The sequence below is a fragment of the Phycobacter sedimenti genome, from assembly GCF_038148855.1.
Classification (GTDB): Bacteria; Pseudomonadota; Alphaproteobacteria; order Rhodobacterales; family Rhodobacteraceae; genus Phycobacter; species Phycobacter sedimenti.
Genome location: NZ_JBBVGR010000011.1, coordinates 84,644 through 104,042, shown reverse-complemented (window position 1 = coordinate 104,042; position 19,399 = coordinate 84,644). Strand labels below are relative to the sequence as shown.

Here is a 19,399-nt window from a genome sequence, read left to right as displayed (position 1 = left end):
CACCCCTTGGGCGAGAATTGATCAGCCTGCTTTGCGCAAAAGGGCCATGTAAAAGCCGTCCATCCCGCCGCGCTCCGCCCAATAGTCCGGTCGCAGGCGCAGACCGCCTTCTTCGGTGATCCAGGCCGGATCAACGCCAAGACCTTCGAAACAGGCACGATCCGCTGTCATCTCCGGGAACATATCAAGCGCCTCTTCGATTTGGCATTCGCCCTCGTCCGGCAACAGGGAGCATGTGCAAAAGACCATGCGCCCGCCGGGTTTGACCAGGGTCCAGGCATGAGCCAGCATCTGCGCCTGCAATTCGATCAGAGCGCCGAATTCGCTACCGTCCTTGGCATGAGGCAGATCGGGATGGCGACGAATGGTGCCGGTCGCCGAACAGGGCGCATCCAGCAGCACCGCATCGAACTGCCCGGCCTGCTCCAACGCATCGCCTACGATCAGATCGGCGCTGAGGCCTGTGCGCGACAAATTTTCTTGCAGCCGTTCCATCCGCGCCGCCGAGGCATCCACCGCCGTCACCTGCGCGCCTGCGGCGGCCATCTGCATGGTCTTGCCACCGGGCGCGGCGCAAAGATCCAGCACCCGCTCGCCCTTTTGAGCGTTGATCATCTTTGCGGGCAGGGCCGCCGCTGCATCCTGCACCCACCAGTCCCCGGAGGCATAGCCCGGCAGCGCAGAAACCTGACCGGCCTCCGTCAGGCGCACCGATCCAGTGGGGAGCACAGCGCCGCCCAGCGCCGACAGATCCGCACCGGGTTTGCCGGTGATATCCAGCGGCGCGCCCGCGAAATGGGCAGCCTCGATCCCCAGCATCGCCTCGGCGCCCCAGGCCTGCACCAGCGGTTTGCGCAGCCAGTTGGGCAAGCGGGGAATGCGCAGCTTTGCCCATTCCTCCGGTCCCTTTTCGGCCACCTTGCGCAGCACGGCATTGACCATACCCTTGAGCTGCCCGTGGCGGCGGTGTTTCGAAATGATCGTCACCATGGCATTGACCACCCCATGGGCCGCGCCGCCCGAACACAGTTCGACCGCGCCAAGGCGCAGCGCACTCATCACCGTCAGCGGGGGCGTTTTCTTCAGATGCTTTTGCAGGATCCGGTCGGCCCGTTCCAAGGATCGCAGGGTCTCGACCGCCAGCCGCTGGGCACGGGCGCGCTCTTCGGGGGCCAGCCTTTCGAGCGTCCCGGCGGCATAACATTCGGCCAGCAGCCGCCCTTCGCCCAGTACCTGATCCAGAAGATAGATCGCAGTCTTACGGGCCTGGAGCGCATCGGGGGTTTTGTCGGACATCGGGGTTCTGGCTTTCTCTGGCGGCTTGGGGATCACCGGCGCTGACTTGTTCCCGCCGGACAGGGGCGTATATCATGGCCAAAGCATAAAGGAACCCGCGATGAGCGACGAGACCACACCGAAGGCCCCCGCGCCAAAAGACCTGCCCCCCGCCGCCCAGCGCGCCCTGGCTGAGGCAGAGGAACGCCGCAAGGCCGCCGCCGAAAAGGCCCCGCTGCCCAAGGAATTGGGCGGGCGCGACGGCCCCGACCCGGCGCGTTATGGCGATTGGGAGAAAAAAGGCATCGCCATCGATTTCTGAGCCCCGCCTATCATATGGTGGCCACCACCCGGCGGGCAAACTGCCGCGCAGGGCAAAACAGTTCAAACCGAAAGATCTTTTCCATGAAATCAATTGGCTTGCTCGGCCTTTTCCTCTGCGCTGTTGCTGCGGGCGGCTGGTACTTTTTTCTCCGGGACAGCTCTCCCTCAGCTGATGACGTTCTGGCGGAAATTCGCAAAACGCTGCCAGACGACCAAGAGATAGAAGTTGCCCTGTCAGGGTGCCATTTCTCCCTAGACGCAAAAACGCAGATCCAAGGCACCAGCCAGGCCAGGGATGGAACGGCCCAGTTTTCAATGTCCCGCGTAGAGGCCGATCTGTCCCTGTTCCGGCCTGATCGCGCCAATATTCGCCCGACCACCGGCAATCGCGCAGTGCTGACCCTTGAGACGAAACCGATTTCGCAAGATACGCTTTTGCAGGCCGAGGCGCTGGTCCAGCGCGCGCGTGAAAGCATGCCGCCCAAGGAACAGGGGACTTTGATCATGCTGCCCAATTCCGGCGGCCAGATCACCCACACTCCTCTTGAAATGCATGCGGACCAAGCCAAGCAACGACAGGCCCTGCAAAAGATGCTTGAGCAACCAAACAGTCAGTTGACCTTCAGGCTGTCCAGCATGGTGAAGATTTCGCAGGAGGGTGAAGCTCCCCCGCCGGTGACCCCCCACGAGGATGCGCCAAAGTTCCACGCGCTTGCCCAAGAACTGATGGCAGACGCCGCATTCACGAATTACGCGCTGACGCTTTTGTATCTCTCAGAGACCCCTAGGGCCGACACGCTGCTGACGGGCCTCATCGCATTTCCGCCAAGGCTTCAGTTTGCGGCGGCCTCGGAAGAGGGTGCCAAACGGCTGGCTCAGAGCATGCTGGGTTACATGACGGCGAACTGCGATTAGCAAAATCGCGCTAACCAGCCTGACATGGGAGAGGCGACATGATCTTTGAAATCCGCCGCTACCGCCTGAAACCCGGCAAGCGAGAAGACTTCATCCGGTTTTTCGAGACCGTGAACCGCCCGACCCTGCGCGCGGCTGGTATGCTGGTCTTTGGCCCGATGCGCGATCTTGAGGATCCCGACGTGGTGCATTGGCTGCGCGCCTTCCCATCGATGGAAGAGCGCGAGCGGATCAAGGCCGCCTTCTATGACGGCCCTGTCTGGGAAAAGGAAGTGGAGCCGATCGTCATGCCGATGATCGAACACTTCGAAGCCTCAGTCGCCGAGGCAACCGAAGGGTTTGAAGAGCTGAGTTAGGTTCTTGACCGGGTTCGGCAGGCTTCGAATCGATGGTTCACGATCAGCTAAGGTTCACAGAACCGCCTGAAAAGGCCTTTCCCCTCATTCCTTGCTCTTCAAACATCAAAAATCACCTATCGGCCAAAATTAGTCCCGCGCAAGCTCCCGTAATAGAAGCACGCCGGACGGAGAAACGTTGGTCATAGTTATTCAATACCAGACCGGCCATCATACACACGTCAAACCTATTTCTTTCGGAACTTGAAAATCCGGGAGTCGCCGTAGATCGGCCCAGTTCCGTCTTCATCTGTTGAACTTGAAAGAACATAAAGTCGCTTTTGCCAGAAAGAGGCCATTCATCCCCATACGCCTCCTTCAAAATCACTCCTGAAACAAACTGATTCCCTCTGATGAACGCCTCCGACTGCTTGGCCAAAACTTGAATCGCGGGAACTAGGATTTTTGGTACGAAATCCTGATCCTGGAAGTCAGACGTAAAGACAACGAACAAGTCAACATCCTCGGTCGCGACCCACCCCGGCTCCCGGGAGAAGACTTCGTTCTCATCAAGGCGAAACAGGTATTCCATCAAACTTGGCGGGGACGAAAACAAACGCACACGAACCTGCCCCTCTGCATGCAGGGCACTTGTAAACAAGCCGCAATACACACACAAAGATGTGCAGAAGGCGTTCAAATACTTCCATGAAAAAACCATAGTTTTCTCCAGCCCTTTTGTTCGCAATCTGATTTCTCAAAAACTGTGAAGGTGTAATAACGGCGACAGCCTTGTGATGTTGCTACCTCATGGCCTGACCACGCCGCAGGTTCAGACCGGCGTCAAAGCCCCAGAACGTCGATCATGTCGTATTCGCCCGGGGATTTGTCCTGCCCCCAAAGCGCCGCTTTCAGCGCGCCGCGGGCAAAGAGTGCGCGATCAGTGGCCATGTGGCGCAATACGATCCGTTCACCTGCACCGGCGAACAAGACGTCGTGTTCGCCCACGATGTCACCGCCGCGAATGGCGGTGAAGCCGATATCGCCGCGTTTGCGCGCACCGGTGATCCCGTCGCGGCCCCGGTCCGAGACATCCGCCAGATTGACCCCGCGCCCTTCGGCGGCTGCCTCGCCCAGCATCAGCGCGGTGCCAGAAGGCGCATCGACCTTGTGGTGGTGGTGCGCTTCGATCACCTCGATGTCGAAATCCTCGTCCAGGGCGGCGGCGACCTTTTTGGTCAGCTGCACCAGAAGGTTCACGCCCAGCGACATGTTTCCGGCGCGCACGATCACCGCGTGGCGGGAGGCAGGCTCCAGCCGGGCGATCTGTTCATCGGTCATGCCGGTGGTGCCGATCACATGCACGGCGCGAGCCTGCGCGGCAAGCGCGGCAAATTCCAGTGTGGCCTCGGGGGCGGTGAAATCAATGACCGCCTGCGCCTTGGAAAAAGCCTCCAGCGCGTCATCGGTGACAGTGACGCCAAGCTGTGTGCCGCCCATCGCCTCACCCACATCGCGGCCAACCCAGTCATGGCCGCTGCGCTCCACCGCGCCGACCAGCGTGGCCTTGTCGCTGTCCAGCACGGTCTTGATCAGCATCTGCCCCATCCGGCCAGAGGCTCCGGTGATCACGATACCCGGTTTATGAGTCATTTGGCCTGATCCTTTTCCCAAGCTGGCGCTTCAATCCATAGCGGCTTTTGTCCTACCCTTTTGGACGTGTCTTGGCAAAGGGCTGCTTTCGGCATAGATCGAACCCATGGCAAAGAACAAATTCCACGATGGCCCCGGCCCCTCTCAACGTCAGCTGCGCGTCGGCGAGCTGATCCGCCGCTCTCTGTCCGAAGTGCTGGCGCGGGGCGATGTGCATGACCCCGAGCTGAACCGCATGTCGATCACGGTCGGTGAGGTGCGCACCTCACCCGATCTGAAGATCGCCACCGCCTATGTGCTGCCGCTGGGTGGCAAGGGGCAGGAGGACGTGCTGAAGCTCTTGGCCCGCAACAAGAGCGAGCTGCGCCGCGCAGTGGGCAAGAAGCTGGGGTTGAAGTTCACACCCGATCTGCGGTTCCAGCTGGATCAGACCTTCGACCAGATGGATGACACCCGCCGGATGCTGAGTCAGGACGCGGTGCGCCGCGATATCGAAGAGTGATCTTTCGGGCGGCGTCCATCTGCGCTGCCCTTTTGGCGGGCCTCTGGGTCAGTGCCGCCGCCGCTGTCGAATGTCGCAACGACAGCTATGACGGCAACCGCTACACCATCTGCGAGGTGGATGCGGGCCGTGAAGAGTTGCGCCTGTTCCTGCGCAATGCGGATGGAAAGCCCTATGGCCATTTCGCCCCCATCGAGGCAGCGCTGGCACAGGATGGAAAAAGCCTCGCCTTTGCCACCAATGCCGGGATGTATCACGCGGACCGCTCTCCGGTTGGCCTCTATGTGGAAGACGGCCAGCAGGAGATGCGACTGATCCCAAATGCAGGTCCCGGCAATTTCGGCCTGCTTCCGAACGGTGTCTTCTGCATCAACGACAGCCGCGCCGATGTGATCGAGACGCTGACCTTCCGGCATCGGGGGAAGACCTGCCGCGATGCCACCCAATCGGGGCCGATGCTGGTGATCGACGGCGCGCTGCACCCGCGCTTCCTGCCCGACTCCACCTCCTACTATGTGCGAAACGGGGTTGGCACCTCGGCGGACGGACAGCGCGCGGTCTTTGTCATCTCGCGCAATGCGGTGACCTTCCACCAGTTCGGCAGCCTGTTCCGGGACCACCTAAAGCTGCCCAATGCGCTGTACTTTGACGGCAATATCTCACGGCTGCACGCGCCCCAGCTGGGGCGTTCGGATGCGGGTTTTGCCATGGGGCCCGTGGTGGGCGTGGTGGAATAGCACCCCCCGCCCTGAGCGGCAATTGACAGCTTCCATCCGATCCGCTACCCCGCGCGCCTCAGCAAGACATCATGGGGAACAGGCATGGTACGCAAACGCAAGGGGCGCGATATTTCCGGCTGGCTGGTGGTGGACAAGCCCGCGGGGCTGACCTCGACCGCAGTCGTGAACAAGGTGCGCTGGGCGCTGGAGGCCAAGAAGGCCGGCCATGCGGGTACGCTCGATCCCGAGGCAACGGGCGTTCTGGCCGTGGCCCTGGGCGAGGCGACCAAGACGGTTCCCTATATCACTGATGCGCTGAAGGCCTATACTTTCACCGTGCGGCTGGGGCAGGCCACCAATACGGATGACGCCGAGGGCGAAGTGATCGCCAGCAGTGACGCGCGCCCCTCGGACGAGGAGATCAAGGCAGCACTTGGCCAGTTCATCGGTGAGATCATGCAGGTGCCGCCGAAATTCTCGGCCGTGAAAATCGACGGGCAGCGCGCCTATAAGCTGGCCCGCGACGGCGACGAGGATTTCGAGATCGCCGCCCGGCCCTTGTGGGTCGAGGAACTGGTGCTGGTGGACCGCCTTGACGCCGATCACGTGGTGCTGGAGATGACCTGCGGCAAGGGTGGCTATGTGCGGTCGATCGCGCGCGATCTGGGCGCGGCACTTGGCTGTCATGGCCACGTCAAAGAACTGCGCCGGATCTGGTCCGGGCCGTTTGATGCCGCCGATGGTCTCACGCTGGAAGCGATCCTGCGGATGGAGCGCACGCCCGAGCTGGACACCCACCTGCGCCCGCTGGAGGAAGGTCTGGCCGACCTGCCTGAGCTGAAATGCACCCCCGAGGGCGCCGCCAAACTGCGCAACGGCAATCCCGGCATGGTGCTGGCCTCAGACGTGGAATACGGCGATGAAGCCTGGGCCTCGTTCGAGGGCAAAGCGGTCGCCGTGGGCATCTACAAGGCGGGCGAGCTGCACCCGAACCGTGTATTCAACCTCTGACGCCTGCGCTTGCCCCTTTGGGGGCGGCGTGGCATCCCTGCCCCATGATCACCCGCAGCCACATCAAGGGCGATGCCCCCTCCACTGCCGTCTATTCCGATTGCAAGACCTATCGCTACAGCCTGACCCGCGTCTGGGATCCGGGCGGCAAAAAGGTGATGTTCGTGATGCTGAACCCCTCGACCGCGACCGAGGTGCAGAACGACCCCACCATCGAACGCTGCGAGCGGCGGGCGCGGGCGCTGGGATTCGGCGGTTTCCGCGCCACCAATATCTTTGCCATCCGCGCCACCGATCCGCGCGTGATGCGCGCGGCCAAGGATCCCGAGGGGCCAGAGAATGAGGCGGCGATCCTGTCCGGCGCGGAGTGGGCGGATCAGATCATTTGCGCCTGGGGCACTCATGGTACCCACCGGGAGCAAGGCCCGCGTATCGAAGCCGCCCTACGGGCCACCGGACGGCCCTTGTTTCATCTCGGCCTCAGCAAACACGGCCACCCGAAGCACCCTCTCTATATTTCCTACACGCAACAGCCGCTGGAATGGGCATAGCCCTGGCCCTCCTTCCTGTTTGCACCTCATTAACCGATGTTCCCTATTTGTTTTGCTCACCGCGGGAAAGCATGCGATCCTTTTGCTGACACAGATGTGTCTTCCGTGGAGTGGAGAGTGAGACCATGTTCTGGTTGGTCGGCGTATTGGGCCTTGTTGCCGTCGGCAGCGCAATATTCGTTGATTTTGGCGACGACGGGGATGAAGCCGAAAGCAATGAGCCCCTTGCCGGTGACGAGAGTGGACCCGAGATTGTTCCGGTCTCGGAGATCATTGACCCGGACAAGTCTGATCCCGATGACGGCCCCCAGGATGGCCTGACCCTGACCGGCGGAGACGATGTGGATCTGCTGTCGGGCAGCGATTTTGGAGATCTCCTGTCCGGCTTGGGAAATGACGACCAGTTGAACGGCTATGGAGGCGACGATGTGCTGTCAGGGGATGACGGCCACGACACCCTTTATGGGGATCTTGGGGAAGACACCTTGTTCGGTGGGGAAGGGCGCGACCTTCTGCATGGAGAGGACGGAAACGATTCCCTGTCCGGCGATGCGGGCGATGACAGCCTCTACGGGCATTTCGGAAACGACACGCTCGATGGCGGCGGGGCAGACGACATCGCCCACGGCGGGCAAGGCGACGACCAGCTGAGCGGTGGCTGGGGCAATGATGCCCTGCACGGGAACGATGGCAATGACACGCTCGCCGGGGGCGCCGATGTAGACACGCTGTTTGGCGGTGTTGGTAATGACCTTGTCTGGGGCGCGGACGATGGCGGAACCAGTGACTTCCTGAACGGGGGCGATGGGGAAGATACCCTCGTTGCAGGTGCAGGAGACATCGTCACGGCTGGCGAGGGCGCCGATCACATTGTGTTCAGCCATGGCATCGGCCTTCTGCAGGACGATCAGGAAGCCGTCGATCTGGGAGACTATGACCCTGATGAGGACCAGCTCATGGTTCTTTGGGAGCCGGACGATGGACCAGAGCCGGTAGTCTCGGTGGAACAGGACCCAGACAATCCGGAGGAACAGATCATTCGTCTGGACGGGGCAGAGGCCCTGCGGATCAGCGGTGCGGCACCACTCAGCGCCGCCGACATCCAATTGATGCGTACCGACGACCCGGCCTTCCCAACCCTGTCCCAGGCCTGAGGTGCCCATTGACGCGGCAAACTGGCATCACAGCGATGACCGGGGAGCAGAAGAAAGGCGGGAGATCTTGCCTTTCTCGATCCGATGTGAATGTTATGTCATAACATTACAATCACGGAGACACCCATGTCCGATCCCCGCCTTCCTGTCACTGTTCTGTCCGGCTTTCTGGGCGCCGGTAAGACCACTTTGCTGAACCGGGTCCTGAACAACCGCGATGGTCGCCGCGTTGCGGTCATCGTCAACGACATGTCCGAAGTGAATATCGATGCGGATCTCGTGCGCGCGGGGTCGGCAGAGCTGAGCCAAACAGATGAGACCCTTGTCGAACTTTCGAATGGCTGCATCTGCTGCACCCTGCGCGACGATCTGCTCAAAGAGGTGCGCCGTCTCTCAGAGGCCGGACGTTATGACTACCTCCTGATCGAATCCACCGGGATTTCGGAACCGCTTCCAGTCGCGACCACCTTCGAATTTCGCGACGAAACCGGTGCCAGCCTGTCGGATGTGGCTCGGCTGGACACCATGGTGACGCTGGTTGATGCGGTGAACCTGCCGGATGATTTCTCGAGCCACGACCAGCTGTCAGACCGCGGTGAGACCCTCGGGAACGAAGACACCCGCAGCCTGGTGCACCTTTTGACCGACCAGATGGAATTTGCAGATGTGGTGGTGCTGAACAAGGTTTCGGACGCAGGCCCTGCCAAGGTCGACGCAGCGCGAAAGATCATTCGCAGCCTCAACGCCGATGCCCGCATCATCGAGGTTGATCACAGCCAGGTGAAGGCGGGCGACATCCTCGACACAGGCCTGTTCAGTTTCGAAACCGCCCACGAACACCCCATGTGGGCAAAAGAACTGTATGGATTTGCCGATCACACCCCCGAAAGCGACGAATATGGCATCCAGTCCTTCGTCTTTCGCGCCAGGCAGCCTTTTGATCCGGCCGCCATCCACCGGGTTCTGAATGCGGACCTTCCCGGTGTGATCCGGGCCAAGGGGCATTTCTGGATCGCAACCCGCCCCGATTGGGTGGCGGAATTCTCCCTGGCCGGGGCCCTGTCCAGCGTGGCCCCGCTCGGCACCTGGTGGGCGACCGTCCCCGAAGATCGCAGGCCGACCCACGCCCAGGCGCAGGCCTATCTGACAGAGCATTGGCAGGAGCCTTTCGGAGATCGCAGGCAGGAGCTGGTCTTTATCGGAAGCGGGATCGACTGGCCGCGTCTGAAATCCCAGCTGGAAGCCTGCCTGATGGATGTCCCCGATGCCGAGGCGCTTTCAGGGCTGACCGACCTGCCAGACCCGTTTCCAGGCTGGCGCAGGGCTTGAGGCCATCGCCAAGGCGAAAAGGCAATTCAATGAACATCGCCTTTGCTTTTTGCCAAGAAACCGCCTATACGCCCGCATCTGCCGTGGAATCATGGCGGATCTCTCCATGGGCCTGTGCTGGACGACATCCCGGCCTGCGCCATCCACTCTAACCTTATGAAGGAGACCCCGATGTCGATCACTGCTGAAGAAAAAGCACGCCTGATGAAAGAATTCGCAACCAAGGAAGGCGACACCGGTTCGCCCGAAGTTCAGGTTGCCATTCTGACCTCGCGTATCAACACCCTGACCGAGCACTTCAAGACCCACAAGAAAGACAACCACGGTCGTCGTGGTCTGCTGAAGATGGTTGCTCAGCGTCGTAAGCTGCTGGACTACACCAAAGGCAAAGATGAGGCCCGTTACCAGGACCTGATCAAGCGCCTCGGCATCCGCCGCTAAGCGCGACATTGCATCCAGATGCACACGCCCGTTCCGAAAGGAGCGGGCGTTTTTTGTTGGAGCTGATTGATGCCCCAAAAGATCCGCGCCAGACTGAGGTGACAAATTAGTTTCAGGATATTTGTCCTTTCCCCTTACAATCTCGGATGGAATGCCCCATGTGTATTGGGCAAAGCTTCTTCCTACGACCTTCTGTTTCCTAACGGCCCCAGTTGTTCCTATGTCGACACTGGGCCGGGTCATCGCGTGTTGCGGATGGCATTTATTATGGAGACGACACGATGGCCAATGGCACCGTGAAATGGTTCAACACTCAAAAAGGTTTTGGTTTCATTGCTCCCGAGCAAGGATCGCGGGACGTTTTTGTTCATATTTCCGCTCTTGAACGCGCCGGAATTCAGCAGCTTGACGATGGTCAGGCCGTGACCTTCGACCTCGAAAGCGGTCGTGACGGTCGCGAGTCCGCAAGCAACATCGCTCTGGCGTAAGCTTGAAACGGCCCGGCAGAACGGGCTGGAAATACTGGTCGAGGGCATCGTTTCTCCTGCCCTCGCCCCTTGCTGCTGCGAGTATCATCAGCCAGCGGCTATACTTTACAATGATCGAAAGACGACACTTGATAGAAATCACCTGGGGTTCTCCCATGACCATTTTCCTGCCCTCAGAGGGACGGACAAAGAAAATCACGACAATCGAACAAGCCCACCATGTGCTGAAAAAGGCCTGGCCGGTTTCAGATCGCAGACGGGATCAGGCGCTTGAGCAGATCGACGCTGTCATGGACTGCCTTGCACCGGTCGACGCCGCGCGCGCAGCTTTCCTGGCAGCAGTCAAGACCGCCGGTCTACAAGCGGAACATCCCGTTGCCGCCTGAAGCGCAAGCATCATCTTCCCGCTCCCGAAAGCGCCACTAGGACGACCTTCCGGCTCGCCCTGCGCCTGTCGCCACTCCCCCCTTACCGAAGGATTGAGATAATGCAAAAGCTTACGATCAAAGATCTGGAGAAGGCCGGAGTGCCACCCAAGGAAACCGCGATGGACAAGACAACTCGTGCCGCGCGCGAGATCCTGGAGGATGAGAGTGAGATACGGCGCAGGAAGACCGAACGCCTGAGACGTGCTCGTCTTCAGTACCAAGTTCAGGAGGGCAAGGGATAGCCTGCCTCAGCGGACGTCGGCAACCTTAATTTGGTCAGTGGGTTGGCGCAGACCTTGTTTTTCAAGCGTGGCCCGAACACCTGACAATTTTGCGGATGTTCTTTGTGTCCGCAACCGTTTTTTGTCACTGCCACAGCCGCTCCGATAGGGCTTTCCCGGAGCGGCTGTCAGTTAGGCGGCGCCTACTGGCCGGCCTGAAGTTCGCCTTTCCATTTCCCAAGCGCTCTGACCAGAGTGTTGCTCTTGTCGGTGAATGATCCATCGAGGAGTTGGGTGGCGGTTTCCCGTTTTCCTGTGGTCGCTTCCTTCAGGACGCTGCCAGCGCACTGGTGAAATTCGCTGTGAAGTCGTTTGATGACCTGATAAGGTACGCCGTTCTTCGTGGTCGGTGTAATCTTATTGGAGTAAAGCCACTTCCCGAAGTCGCAACAATCATCCCTGGCAACCTGATCCACGCTCAGCGTGCTGGTGCCTGTTGCAATCGCAGTTTTCAGCCGGAGTTTCCAAGCACCATGAGCCCGAATGGCGTTTTGTACTTGTTCGACCATTTCATTGTTTGACATGCGCATCTCTCTCAGAATCGATTAGTAAGTCATGACACCAAATGATTGCTGATGCGTTAACGGCCCTACTGCATCATAAAACCTTGATTTGTAAAAACTAAGATGTGTTGCCAGCACGATATGATATGTTATTACATGCTCCGACAATGCCGTCCTATGGAACTCCCATGCCCCGCATGCATCGCCGCAATCTTGGTACAACCAGCCTGCCCATCCGGAAACGCTCTGAGGATCCGATGGCGGCCTATGATCGCTTGCCACCGGACCTTCGGGCCTGGATGCAGGACGCGGCATTGCCCTGGTCGCCGCGCTCTTGTCGTGCCATCTGGCAGAAGGTTAAGCAACGTGGCGGCTCAGACGCCGAGGCCACGGCGCGGCTGGCAGCGGTGGAGGCCGCCATGCTCGCCCGGGACCAGCAGATCTGTGACCGGTAGGTGCAGCCCCGCATAGACCAAACCCTCCTTTATCTCAGCCGCTTGCGGTGCTTTTCCTTTCAATCCGGCCCAAAGTGATGTAAGGGCCGGGCATCTGAGACGTTGCGCCATGGCCCCGGCGCTCGAAAGAAAGATACAAGGGGGCCGGCGGCAATGGGGCCGCCATGACAACGGGAGACCCGGGATACGCCTGGGAGAGCTCCCACTTAGGATGCTGATATGTTCAACGTTACGAAGAAATCGATGCAGTGGGGCGAGGAAACGCTCACACTGGAAACCGGCAAGGTTGCCCGCCAGGCAGACGGCTCTGTGATTGCCACCCTGGGCGAAACCTCGGTTATGGCAAACGTCACCTTTGCCAAACAGCAGAAACCCGGCCAGGACTTCTTTCCCCTGACCGTCCACTACCAGGAAAAATACTACGCCGCGGGCAAGGTCCCCGGCGGCTTCTTCAAGCGTGAGGCCCGTCCCACCGAGAAGGAAACCCTGACCGCGCGTCTGATCGACCGTCCGATCCGCCCGCTGTTCGTGCCCGGCTTCAAGAACGAAGTGCTGGTGATGTGCACCGTGCTGAGCCACGATCTGGTCAATGACCCCGACATCGTCGCGATGATCGCCGCCTCTGCCGCACTGACCATTTCCGGCGCCCCCTTCATGGGTCCGATCGCCGGTGCCCGTGTCGGTTTCGAGGATGGCGAATACGTCCTGAACCCGACCGTCGACGATATGCAGGACCTGCGCACCAACCCCGAGCAGCGCCTCGATCTGGTTGTGGCCGGCACCAAAAATGCCGTGATGATGGTGGAATCCGAAGCTTACGAGCTGACCGAAGCAGAAATGCTGGGCGCCGTAAACTTTGCCCACGAGCAGATCCAGCCTGTGATCGACCTGATCATCGCACTGGCCGAAGACGCCGCCAAAGAGCCTTTCGACTTTGCCGCGCCGGACTACTCCGATCTGTACGCAGCCGTCAAAGCGGCAGGCGAAGAGCAGATGCGCGCCGCCTTCGCGATCACCGACAAGCAGGAGCGCACCGCCGCTGTTGCCGCCGCACGCGAAGCGATCAAGGCAGCCCTCAGCGAAGAGCAGCTTGCGGACGAGAACCTCGGCTCTGCCCTGAAGAAGCTCGAAGCCAGCATCCTGCGCGGCGACGTGGTGAAAACCGGCAAGCGTATCGACGGTCGCAAGACCGACGAGATCCGCGACATCGTCTGCGAGACCGGCTTCCTGCCGCGCACCCACGGCTCTGCCCTGTTCACCCGCGGTGAAACCCAGGGTCTGGTCGTGACCACGCTGGGCACCGGCGATGACGAGCAGTTCATCGACGCGCTGCACGGCAACTTCAAATCGAACTTCCTGCTGCACTACAACTTCCCGCCCTACTCGGTTGGTGAAGTGGGCCGCGTGGGCTCGCCCGGTCGCCGCGAAATCGGCCACGGCAAGCTGGCATGGCGTGCGCTGCAGGCGGTCCTTCCCGCGGCAACCGACTTCCCCTACACCATCCGCGTGGTGTCCGAGATCACCGAATCGAACGGCTCCTCCTCGATGGCGTCGGTCTGCGGTGGCTCCCTGTCGATGATGGACGCGGGTGTTCCGCTGAAGGCACCGGTGGCCGGCGTTGCGATGGGTCTGATCCTCGAAGATGACGGCTCCTACGCGATCCTGTCGGACATTCTGGGTGACGAAGACCACCTTGGCGACATGGACTTCAAGGTTGCGGGTACCGAGAACGGGATCACCTCGCTGCAGATGGACATCAAGGTCGCAGGCATCACGCCCGAGATCATGGAAAAGGCCCTGGAGCAGGCCAAGGCAGGCCGTCTGCACATCCTCGGCGAGATGGGCAAGTCACTGACCGAAGCCAAGGGCTTCTCGGCACACGCACCGCGCATCGAGACCATGAACATCCCCACCGACAAGATCCGCGAAGTGATCGGTTCGGGCGGCAAGGTCATCCGCGAGATCGTGGAAACCTCGGGTGCCAAGGTCGACATCAACGACGACGGCGTGATCAAGATCGCCTCTTCCAACGGTGAAGCCATCCAGAAGGCCTATGACATGATCCACGCGATCGTGGCAGAGCCGGAAGAAGGTGCAATCTACAAAGGCAAGGTCGTGAAGATCGTCGATTTCGGCGCCTTCGTGAACTTCTTTGGCAAGCGCGACGGCCTGGTGCACGTCAGCCAGATCGAGAACCGCCGCCTGAACCATCCTTCGGACGTGCTGAAGGAAGGCCAGGAGGTCTGGGTCAAGCTTCTGGGCTTTGACGACCGTGGCAAGGTGCGTCTGTCGATGAAAGTGGTCGATCAGGAAACCGGTGAGCCCGCCGCGCCTGAAAAGAAAGAAGAAGCCGCGGACTGATCCGCAGCCTCGTCTAGAAATGGAAAGGCCCCGCTGGCAACGGCGGGGCCTTTTTCATTCTGCCTGCGCCCTCACAAATCAAGCGACAGCTTTCCACCCTGGAAAACGCCGCGAATCAAATGACCCGGCCGACTGAGTTCAGGATGTTCCCCGACCCAGTCCCGGTAGCGGTCATTGGTCACTATGCGCGCGCCCAGATCCCGGGCCGCCGTCAGGATTGCAGGATCGGCGGGCGTACCTTTTGGCACAACCATGACCCGATCACGCGGAAGGCCCAACGCCTTGGCAAAACTGCCATCGTGCATGTAGCTGCCGGACAAGAGATACCCGGCATTGGCATCAAAGATCACTCCTGGCGAATATCCCTTCTTTTTCAGATTGGACAGGACCTTTTCAACAGTTTCCAGCCGCGGCACACCGTCTTGCCAATGCATGACGTTGGAGCCATCCAGGACAACTGGCCGCGGCGTGTCAGATACCCGCCTCCGGGAAAACAGGGCGAGGAACAAAAGGATCAGACTTGCCAGCACACATGGCACGGTGAGCAATAATAGATCCTGCAATCCGGGCGCCACTATAGCAACCACGGTCGCGACGGTCGAAATAGCAAACAGAACAAACTGAACACGCATAGCGCGACTTTACGTCCGGCACCCCCCAAGTCAATCAGGCTTTGCGGCAACGACGAGCTTCCTTCGGTACGCAAAGCGGTTTAAGGATTTTCGGTATGCACAGCCTAATTATCCATATGTCCGGCAGTAGCAAACGGGCGGCCAATGTAGAGCACCTGCTTTATTCGCTGCCGCAGGCAGAGATTGCCGAGGCCGTGAATGGCCGGGAGGCGGTCAGCCATCGTTTGCACCCGACACGCAACGGCGATTTGCACAATCCCGGCTACCCTTTCCCCCTGTCCCCGGGTGAGGTCGGCTGCTTCCTGTCGCACCGCCAGTGCTGGCAGCGGGTCGTCGATGAGGGCTGGGACTACGCGCTGATCGTCGAGGATGATCTGGCGCTGGAGCCGGAACCCTGGCAGGCGGCACTGTCGCTGATCGCGGCCCATGCCGATGCGGACAGTTTCATCCGCCTGCCCGCCAAACGCCGCGAAAGCCCCGCCGCGATCCTTGATCAAAACGGCGCGGCCAAGCTAATCCTGCCCCGCGTGATCGGCCTTCAGACCGTGGCGCAGGTGGTGGGGCGCAATGCAGCGGCGACCCTTTTGGCCGCCAGTACCACCATCGACCGGCCCGTTGATACCTTCTTGCAAATGCATTGGATCCACGGTCAAAGGATCCACACGATCCTGCAAACCGGTGTCAGCGAACTGACCGAGGAACTGGGCGGTTCAACCATTCAGAAAAAGAAACGCGGCAGCAAACTGACCCGTGAATTCAAACGCGCGCTCTACCGAGCCCAGGTCTCGACCCGCCCGCAAAAAGCGTGATCCGTAGACTTCTGTGCAGGGCTGTGCGACGTATTCTGCCATGAAACCCTTTGTTCAGAACCCCACCAGACTGCGCCACGCGCGAATTACTGTCCCGGCCTGATCGTCGTCGGGCCGGGTGGTCGAATTCTGAATATTCTATGCGCTCCTTCTCTGCATGCTTTGCGCTTTTCAAGGTTTTCAACAATGTCCCAAACACATCCCGTGCTGCACATACTGTGCGGCAAGATCGCCTCAGGAAAATCCACTCTGGCGCAATACCTGAAACGCCAGGACAACGCGGTGCTGATCGCCGAGGACGAGTGGCTGAGCACCCTCTATCCCGGTAAAATCACCTCAGGCGCCGACTACCTGAGCTGCACGGGGAAACTGCGTGAGACCATCGCGCCCCATGTCATTGAGCTGCTCAATGCAGGCGTCTCGGTGGTGCTTGATTTTTCTGCCAACACAACCCAGCATCGCGGATGGATGCGCAGCCTTCTGGACAACACCAGTGCGGCCCATCAGCTGCATGTACTCGATGTTCCAGATGAGGTCTGCCTTACCCGTCTGAAAGCCCGCAATGCTGAGGGCGCCCATCCCTTTTCGGCAACCGAAGATCAGTTTCACCAGTTCTCGAAACACTTCGTGCTGCCCACGCCGCAGGAGGGGTTCAACATCGTGTTTCACACCGCACCCGAAGCGACTCCCCCGAAATGACAAAGGGGCCAAACGGCCCCCTTGTTGAACTTCAAAACAGCCTTTCGGCTTATTCCGGCGCCTTGGTCTTGCGCAGGTAGGGGAAGATGGTCTCGAACTCGCCGAACTTCGCCTTGGCGTCTTCGTTCGACACGGTCGGCGGAATGATCACGTCTTCGCCCGGCACCCAGTTCGCGGGGGTGGCAACGCCATTGCCGGTCGCCATTTGCAGACCGTCCAGCGCGCGCAGGATCTCGGCAAAGTTGCGGCCCACCGACATCGGGTAGGTCATCGACAGTTTCAGCTGCTTGTCCGGGCCGATGATGAAGACAGACCGCACGGTGGCGCTGTCGGCTGGGGTGCGGCCATCGGGCAGGTAAGCTTCGGCGGGCAGCATGTCAAAAGCCTTGGAGACCGCCAGACCTTCGTCCGCGATGATCGGGAAGCCCGCTGCCGTCTTGGCATAGGTCTCGATGTCACCTTTCCACTTCTTGTGGTCCTCGACACCGTCGACGGAGACACCGATCACCTTGGTGTTGCGCTTGGCCCATTCATCGGCCAGCTGCGCCACGGCGCCGAACTCGGTGGTGCAGACCGGGGTAAAGTCCTTGGGGTGGGAAAACAGGATCGCCCAGCTGTCCCCGATCCAGTCGTGGAAGGTGATGGTGCCCTGATCGGTCTCGGCGGTGAAATTCGGAACCACATCGTTGATGCGCAAACCCATGTCGGTCTCCTTTTCGCATTCACATTCAGATTTCAATACGTATCTTGCTACGCAAGGTAATCAATCGCGGCGCAGGTTAAACCCCTGATGTGACAAGACCAGCAGAAAAGCGCCAATTCCCTGCGACAAAAAGGAAAATCTGTATTTTCGGGACAGATTTACCCGGTGAATAATTTGATCAAATTTTTCACCTCCGGTCTTGCCCATAGGTCAATGCGGTGACACAGTGGCGCGCGAAAGCGTCGGCAACGACCCGGCGAAACGTCTGATTTTTGGGAGATCCGGACATGATCGAGAAACGCGACTTTTACATCAATGGCCAGTGGGTTGCCCCGGCGACCGCAAAGGACCACCTGGTCATCGATCCCTCCACAGAAGAGCCCTGCGCGGTGATTTCCCTCGGCAGCGAGACGGACACCAACGCCGCCGTTGCCGCCGCCAAGGCGGCCCTGCCCGGCTGGATGGCCACCCCGGTGGAAGAGCGCATCGCGCTGGTCGAAAAGCTGATCGAGATCTACAAGACCCGCAGCGAAGATCTGGCGCTGGCCATGTCCACTGAAATGGGCGCCCCAATCGACATGTCCCGCACCGAGCAGGTGGGCGCGGGCATCTATCACCTCAAGAACTTTGTACGCGCTGCCAAGGATTTTGAGTTCGAACGCCCCCTTAGCGATCGCTTCCCGAACGATCGGATCATCTACGAGGCGGTCGGCGTCGCCGCCCTGATCACACCCTGGAACTGGCCGATGAACCAGATCACCCTCAAGGTGGGCGCGGCGGCCATCGCGGGCTGCACCATGGTGCTGAAACCGTCCGAGGAAAGCCCGCTTGATGCGATGATCTTTGCCGAGATGATGGATGAGGCTGGCTTCCCCGCCGGTGTCTTCAACCTGGTGAACGGCGATGGCGTGGGCGTCGGCTCTCAACTGTCTGCGCACCCGGATGTGGACATGGTCTCCTTCACCGGCTCGACCCGCGCGGGCACCGCGATCTCCAAATCCGCTGCCGACACCCTGAAAAAGGTGCACTTGGAGCTGGGCGGCAAGGGCGCTAATGTGATCTTTGACGATGCCGACGAAAAGGCGGTCAAGCGCGGCGTGCTGCACATGATGAACAACACCGGCCAAAGCTGTAATGCGCCCTCGCGGATGCTGGTCCAGAAAGGCATCTACGATCAGGCCGTTGCCACAGCTGCCGAAGTTGCTTCCAAGGTCACCGTTGGCCCCGCATCGCAGGAAGGCCGCCACATGGGCCCCGTGGTGAACGAGAGCCAGTGGAACAAGATCCAGGACCTGATCCAGAAGGGTATCGACGAAGGCGCCCGCCTTGTCGCCGGTGGCACCGGCCGCCCGGATGGTCTGAACAAGGGTTTCTATGTCAAACCGACCGTCTTTGCCGATGTGAACAACCAGATGACCATCGCCCGCGAAGAGATCTTTGGCCCGGTCCTGTCGATCATCCCGTTCGAGACCGAAGAGGAAGCCGTCGAGATCGCCAATGACACCCCCTATGGTCTGACCAACTACGTGCAGACTCAGGACGGCGCGAGGGCCAACCGCATGGCCCGCGTGCTGCGCTCTGGCATGGTCGAGATGAACGGCAAATCCCGTTCCCCCGGCGCGCCCTTTGGCGGCATGAAACAGTCCGGCAACGGCCGCGAAGGCGGCATCTTCGGGATCGAGGATTTCCTGGAAATCAAGGCCGTCGGCGGCTGGTCCACCGACTGATTTTTAGTCCTCTTGGAGTTGCAGAAGCCGCCCTGATTCCGGGGCGGCTTTTCCTTGGCGATATTTGCAAATTGCGTTGGTCTGCTTTGAGGCCATTGTAGCCA

24 protein-coding genes are annotated in these 19,399 nt (G+C 60.2%); 18 read left to right on the top strand and 6 right to left on the bottom strand.

Annotated features, from left to right (window positions below; all coding sequences use genetic code 11):
• Positions 1 to 21: 21 nt before the first annotated feature.
• Complete coding sequence (locus tag AADA15_RS18215; RefSeq protein WP_341642987.1) at positions 22 to 1,296, bottom strand: RsmB/NOP family class I SAM-dependent RNA methyltransferase; 1,275 nt, start codon at positions 1,294 to 1,296, stop codon at positions 22 to 24.
• A 100-nt stretch (positions 1,297 to 1,396) separates the two neighbouring features.
• Between AADA15_RS18215 and AADA15_RS18210 the strand changes: the two genes are divergently transcribed.
• The 3 genes from AADA15_RS18210 (at position 1,397) to AADA15_RS18200 (ending at position 2,870) form a co-directional block, all read left to right on the top strand.
• Positions 1,397 to 1,597, top strand: a complete 201-nt coding sequence (locus AADA15_RS18210) for a DUF1674 domain-containing protein (RefSeq protein ID WP_341642986.1) — start codon at positions 1,397 to 1,399, stop codon at positions 1,595 to 1,597.
• Positions 1,598 to 1,914: 317 nt separating this feature from the next.
• The gene (locus AADA15_RS18205) at positions 1,915 to 2,514 is read left to right on the top strand and encodes a hypothetical protein (protein WP_341642985.1); all 600 of its coding nucleotides are present in this window, start codon (positions 1,915 to 1,917) and stop codon (positions 2,512 to 2,514) included.
• Between the two features lie 38 nt (positions 2,515 to 2,552).
• Positions 2,553 to 2,870 (top strand): NIPSNAP family protein, encoded by a 318-nt coding sequence (locus AADA15_RS18200; RefSeq protein WP_341642984.1) that lies wholly within the window; start codon positions 2,553 to 2,555, stop codon positions 2,868 to 2,870.
• Positions 2,871 to 2,982: 112 nt separating this feature from the next.
• Here AADA15_RS18200 and AADA15_RS18195 read toward each other — a convergent pair whose 3' ends face one another.
• Positions 2,983 to 3,570: a hypothetical protein gene (locus AADA15_RS18195; protein ID WP_341642983.1), complete on the bottom strand. Its 588-nt coding sequence runs from the start codon at positions 3,568 to 3,570 to the stop codon at positions 2,983 to 2,985.
• 122 nt (positions 3,571 to 3,692) lie between these two features.
• Entirely contained in the window at positions 3,693 to 4,502 is an 810-nt protein-coding gene (dapB, locus tag AADA15_RS18190; protein ID WP_341642982.1) for a 4-hydroxy-tetrahydrodipicolinate reductase, read from the bottom strand.
• A 106-nt stretch (positions 4,503 to 4,608) separates the two neighbouring features.
• On the opposite strand from dapB, the gene rbfA reads away from it, so the two are divergent.
• The 10 genes from rbfA (at position 4,609) to AADA15_RS18140 (ending at position 11,367) form a co-directional block, all read left to right on the top strand.
• Entirely contained in the window at positions 4,609 to 5,004 is a 396-nt protein-coding gene (gene rbfA, locus AADA15_RS18185; RefSeq protein ID WP_341642981.1) for a 30S ribosome-binding factor RbfA, read from the top strand.
• The gene (locus AADA15_RS18180; protein WP_341643033.1) at positions 5,004 to 5,741 is read left to right on the top strand and encodes a phosphodiester glycosidase family protein; all 738 of its coding nucleotides are present in this window, start codon (positions 5,004 to 5,006) and stop codon (positions 5,739 to 5,741) included. The genes rbfA and AADA15_RS18180 overlap by 1 nt, the downstream gene beginning before the upstream one ends.
• 84 nt (positions 5,742 to 5,825) lie before the next feature.
• Positions 5,826 to 6,734, top strand: coding sequence for a tRNA pseudouridine(55) synthase TruB (gene truB, locus AADA15_RS18175; RefSeq protein WP_341642980.1), 909 nt, complete (start codon positions 5,826 to 5,828; stop codon positions 6,732 to 6,734).
• 44 nt (positions 6,735 to 6,778) lie between these two features.
• Positions 6,779 to 7,285, top strand: coding sequence for a DUF1643 domain-containing protein (locus tag AADA15_RS18170; RefSeq protein WP_341642979.1), 507 nt, complete (start codon positions 6,779 to 6,781; stop codon positions 7,283 to 7,285).
• Positions 7,286 to 7,410: 125 nt separating this feature from the next.
• Positions 7,411 to 8,439: a calcium-binding protein gene (locus AADA15_RS18165; protein ID WP_341642978.1), complete on the top strand. Its 1,029-nt coding sequence runs from the start codon at positions 7,411 to 7,413 to the stop codon at positions 8,437 to 8,439.
• 126 nt (positions 8,440 to 8,565) lie between these two features.
• Complete coding sequence (locus tag AADA15_RS18160; RefSeq protein ID WP_341642977.1) at positions 8,566 to 9,768, top strand: GTP-binding protein; 1,203 nt, start codon at positions 8,566 to 8,568, stop codon at positions 9,766 to 9,768.
• 171 nt (positions 9,769 to 9,939) lie between these two features.
• Complete coding sequence (gene rpsO, locus AADA15_RS18155) at positions 9,940 to 10,209, top strand: 30S ribosomal protein S15 (RefSeq protein ID WP_019295116.1); 270 nt, start codon at positions 9,940 to 9,942, stop codon at positions 10,207 to 10,209.
• Positions 10,210 to 10,490: 281 nt separating this feature from the next.
• Entirely contained in the window at positions 10,491 to 10,697 is a 207-nt protein-coding gene (locus AADA15_RS18150) for a cold-shock protein (RefSeq protein WP_341642976.1), read from the top strand.
• A 2-nt stretch (positions 10,698 to 10,699) separates the two neighbouring features.
• Positions 10,700 to 11,083 carry a DUF982 domain-containing protein gene (locus tag AADA15_RS18145; RefSeq protein ID WP_341642975.1) on the top strand — a complete coding sequence of 128 codons (384 nt, stop codon included), beginning with the start codon at positions 10,700 to 10,702 and terminating at the stop codon, positions 11,081 to 11,083.
• Between the two features lie 101 nt (positions 11,084 to 11,184).
• Positions 11,185 to 11,367 carry a hypothetical protein gene (locus tag AADA15_RS18140; RefSeq protein WP_341642974.1) on the top strand — a complete coding sequence of 61 codons (183 nt, stop codon included), beginning with the start codon at positions 11,185 to 11,187 and terminating at the stop codon, positions 11,365 to 11,367.
• A gap of 182 nt (positions 11,368 to 11,549) precedes the next feature.
• On the opposite strand, the gene AADA15_RS18135 is transcribed toward AADA15_RS18140, so the two are convergent.
• On the bottom strand, positions 11,550 to 11,930 hold the full coding sequence (locus tag AADA15_RS18135) for a CZB domain-containing protein (RefSeq protein ID WP_192965050.1): 381 nt from the start codon (positions 11,928 to 11,930) through the stop codon (positions 11,550 to 11,552).
• A gap of 167 nt (positions 11,931 to 12,097) precedes the next feature.
• Between AADA15_RS18135 and AADA15_RS18130 the strand changes: the two genes are divergently transcribed.
• A complete protein-coding gene (locus AADA15_RS18130) occupies positions 12,098 to 12,364 on the top strand; it encodes a DUF6525 family protein (RefSeq protein ID WP_341642973.1) in 267 nt (88 codons plus the stop codon).
• 219 nt (positions 12,365 to 12,583) lie between these two features.
• Positions 12,584 to 14,725, top strand: a complete 2,142-nt coding sequence (gene pnp, locus AADA15_RS18125) for a polyribonucleotide nucleotidyltransferase (protein ID WP_341642972.1) — start codon at positions 12,584 to 12,586, stop codon at positions 14,723 to 14,725.
• A 71-nt stretch (positions 14,726 to 14,796) separates the two neighbouring features.
• Here pnp and AADA15_RS18120 read toward each other — a convergent pair whose 3' ends face one another.
• A complete protein-coding gene (locus tag AADA15_RS18120) occupies positions 14,797 to 15,357 on the bottom strand; it encodes an NYN domain-containing protein (protein ID WP_341642971.1) in 561 nt (186 codons plus the stop codon).
• 95 nt (positions 15,358 to 15,452) lie between these two features.
• Between AADA15_RS18120 and AADA15_RS18115 the strand changes: the two genes are divergently transcribed.
• Together AADA15_RS18115 and AADA15_RS18110 are read left to right on the top strand one after the other, a co-directional pair.
• On the top strand, positions 15,453 to 16,166 hold the full coding sequence (locus AADA15_RS18115) for a glycosyltransferase family 25 protein (RefSeq protein WP_341642970.1): 714 nt from the start codon (positions 15,453 to 15,455) through the stop codon (positions 16,164 to 16,166).
• Between the two features lie 186 nt (positions 16,167 to 16,352).
• On the top strand, positions 16,353 to 16,865 hold the full coding sequence (locus AADA15_RS18110) for a P-loop nucleotide/nucleoside kinase family protein (RefSeq protein WP_341642969.1): 513 nt from the start codon (positions 16,353 to 16,355) through the stop codon (positions 16,863 to 16,865).
• Positions 16,866 to 16,914: 49 nt separating this feature from the next.
• Here AADA15_RS18110 and AADA15_RS18105 read toward each other — a convergent pair whose 3' ends face one another.
• Entirely contained in the window at positions 16,915 to 17,568 is a 654-nt protein-coding gene (locus AADA15_RS18105; RefSeq protein WP_341642968.1) for a peroxiredoxin, read from the bottom strand.
• 287 nt (positions 17,569 to 17,855) lie between these two features.
• On the opposite strand from AADA15_RS18105, the gene AADA15_RS18100 reads away from it, so the two are divergent.
• Positions 17,856 to 19,295: an aldehyde dehydrogenase family protein gene (locus AADA15_RS18100; RefSeq protein WP_341642967.1), complete on the top strand. Its 1,440-nt coding sequence runs from the start codon at positions 17,856 to 17,858 to the stop codon at positions 19,293 to 19,295.
• The last annotated feature ends 104 nt before the right edge of the window (positions 19,296 to 19,399 follow it).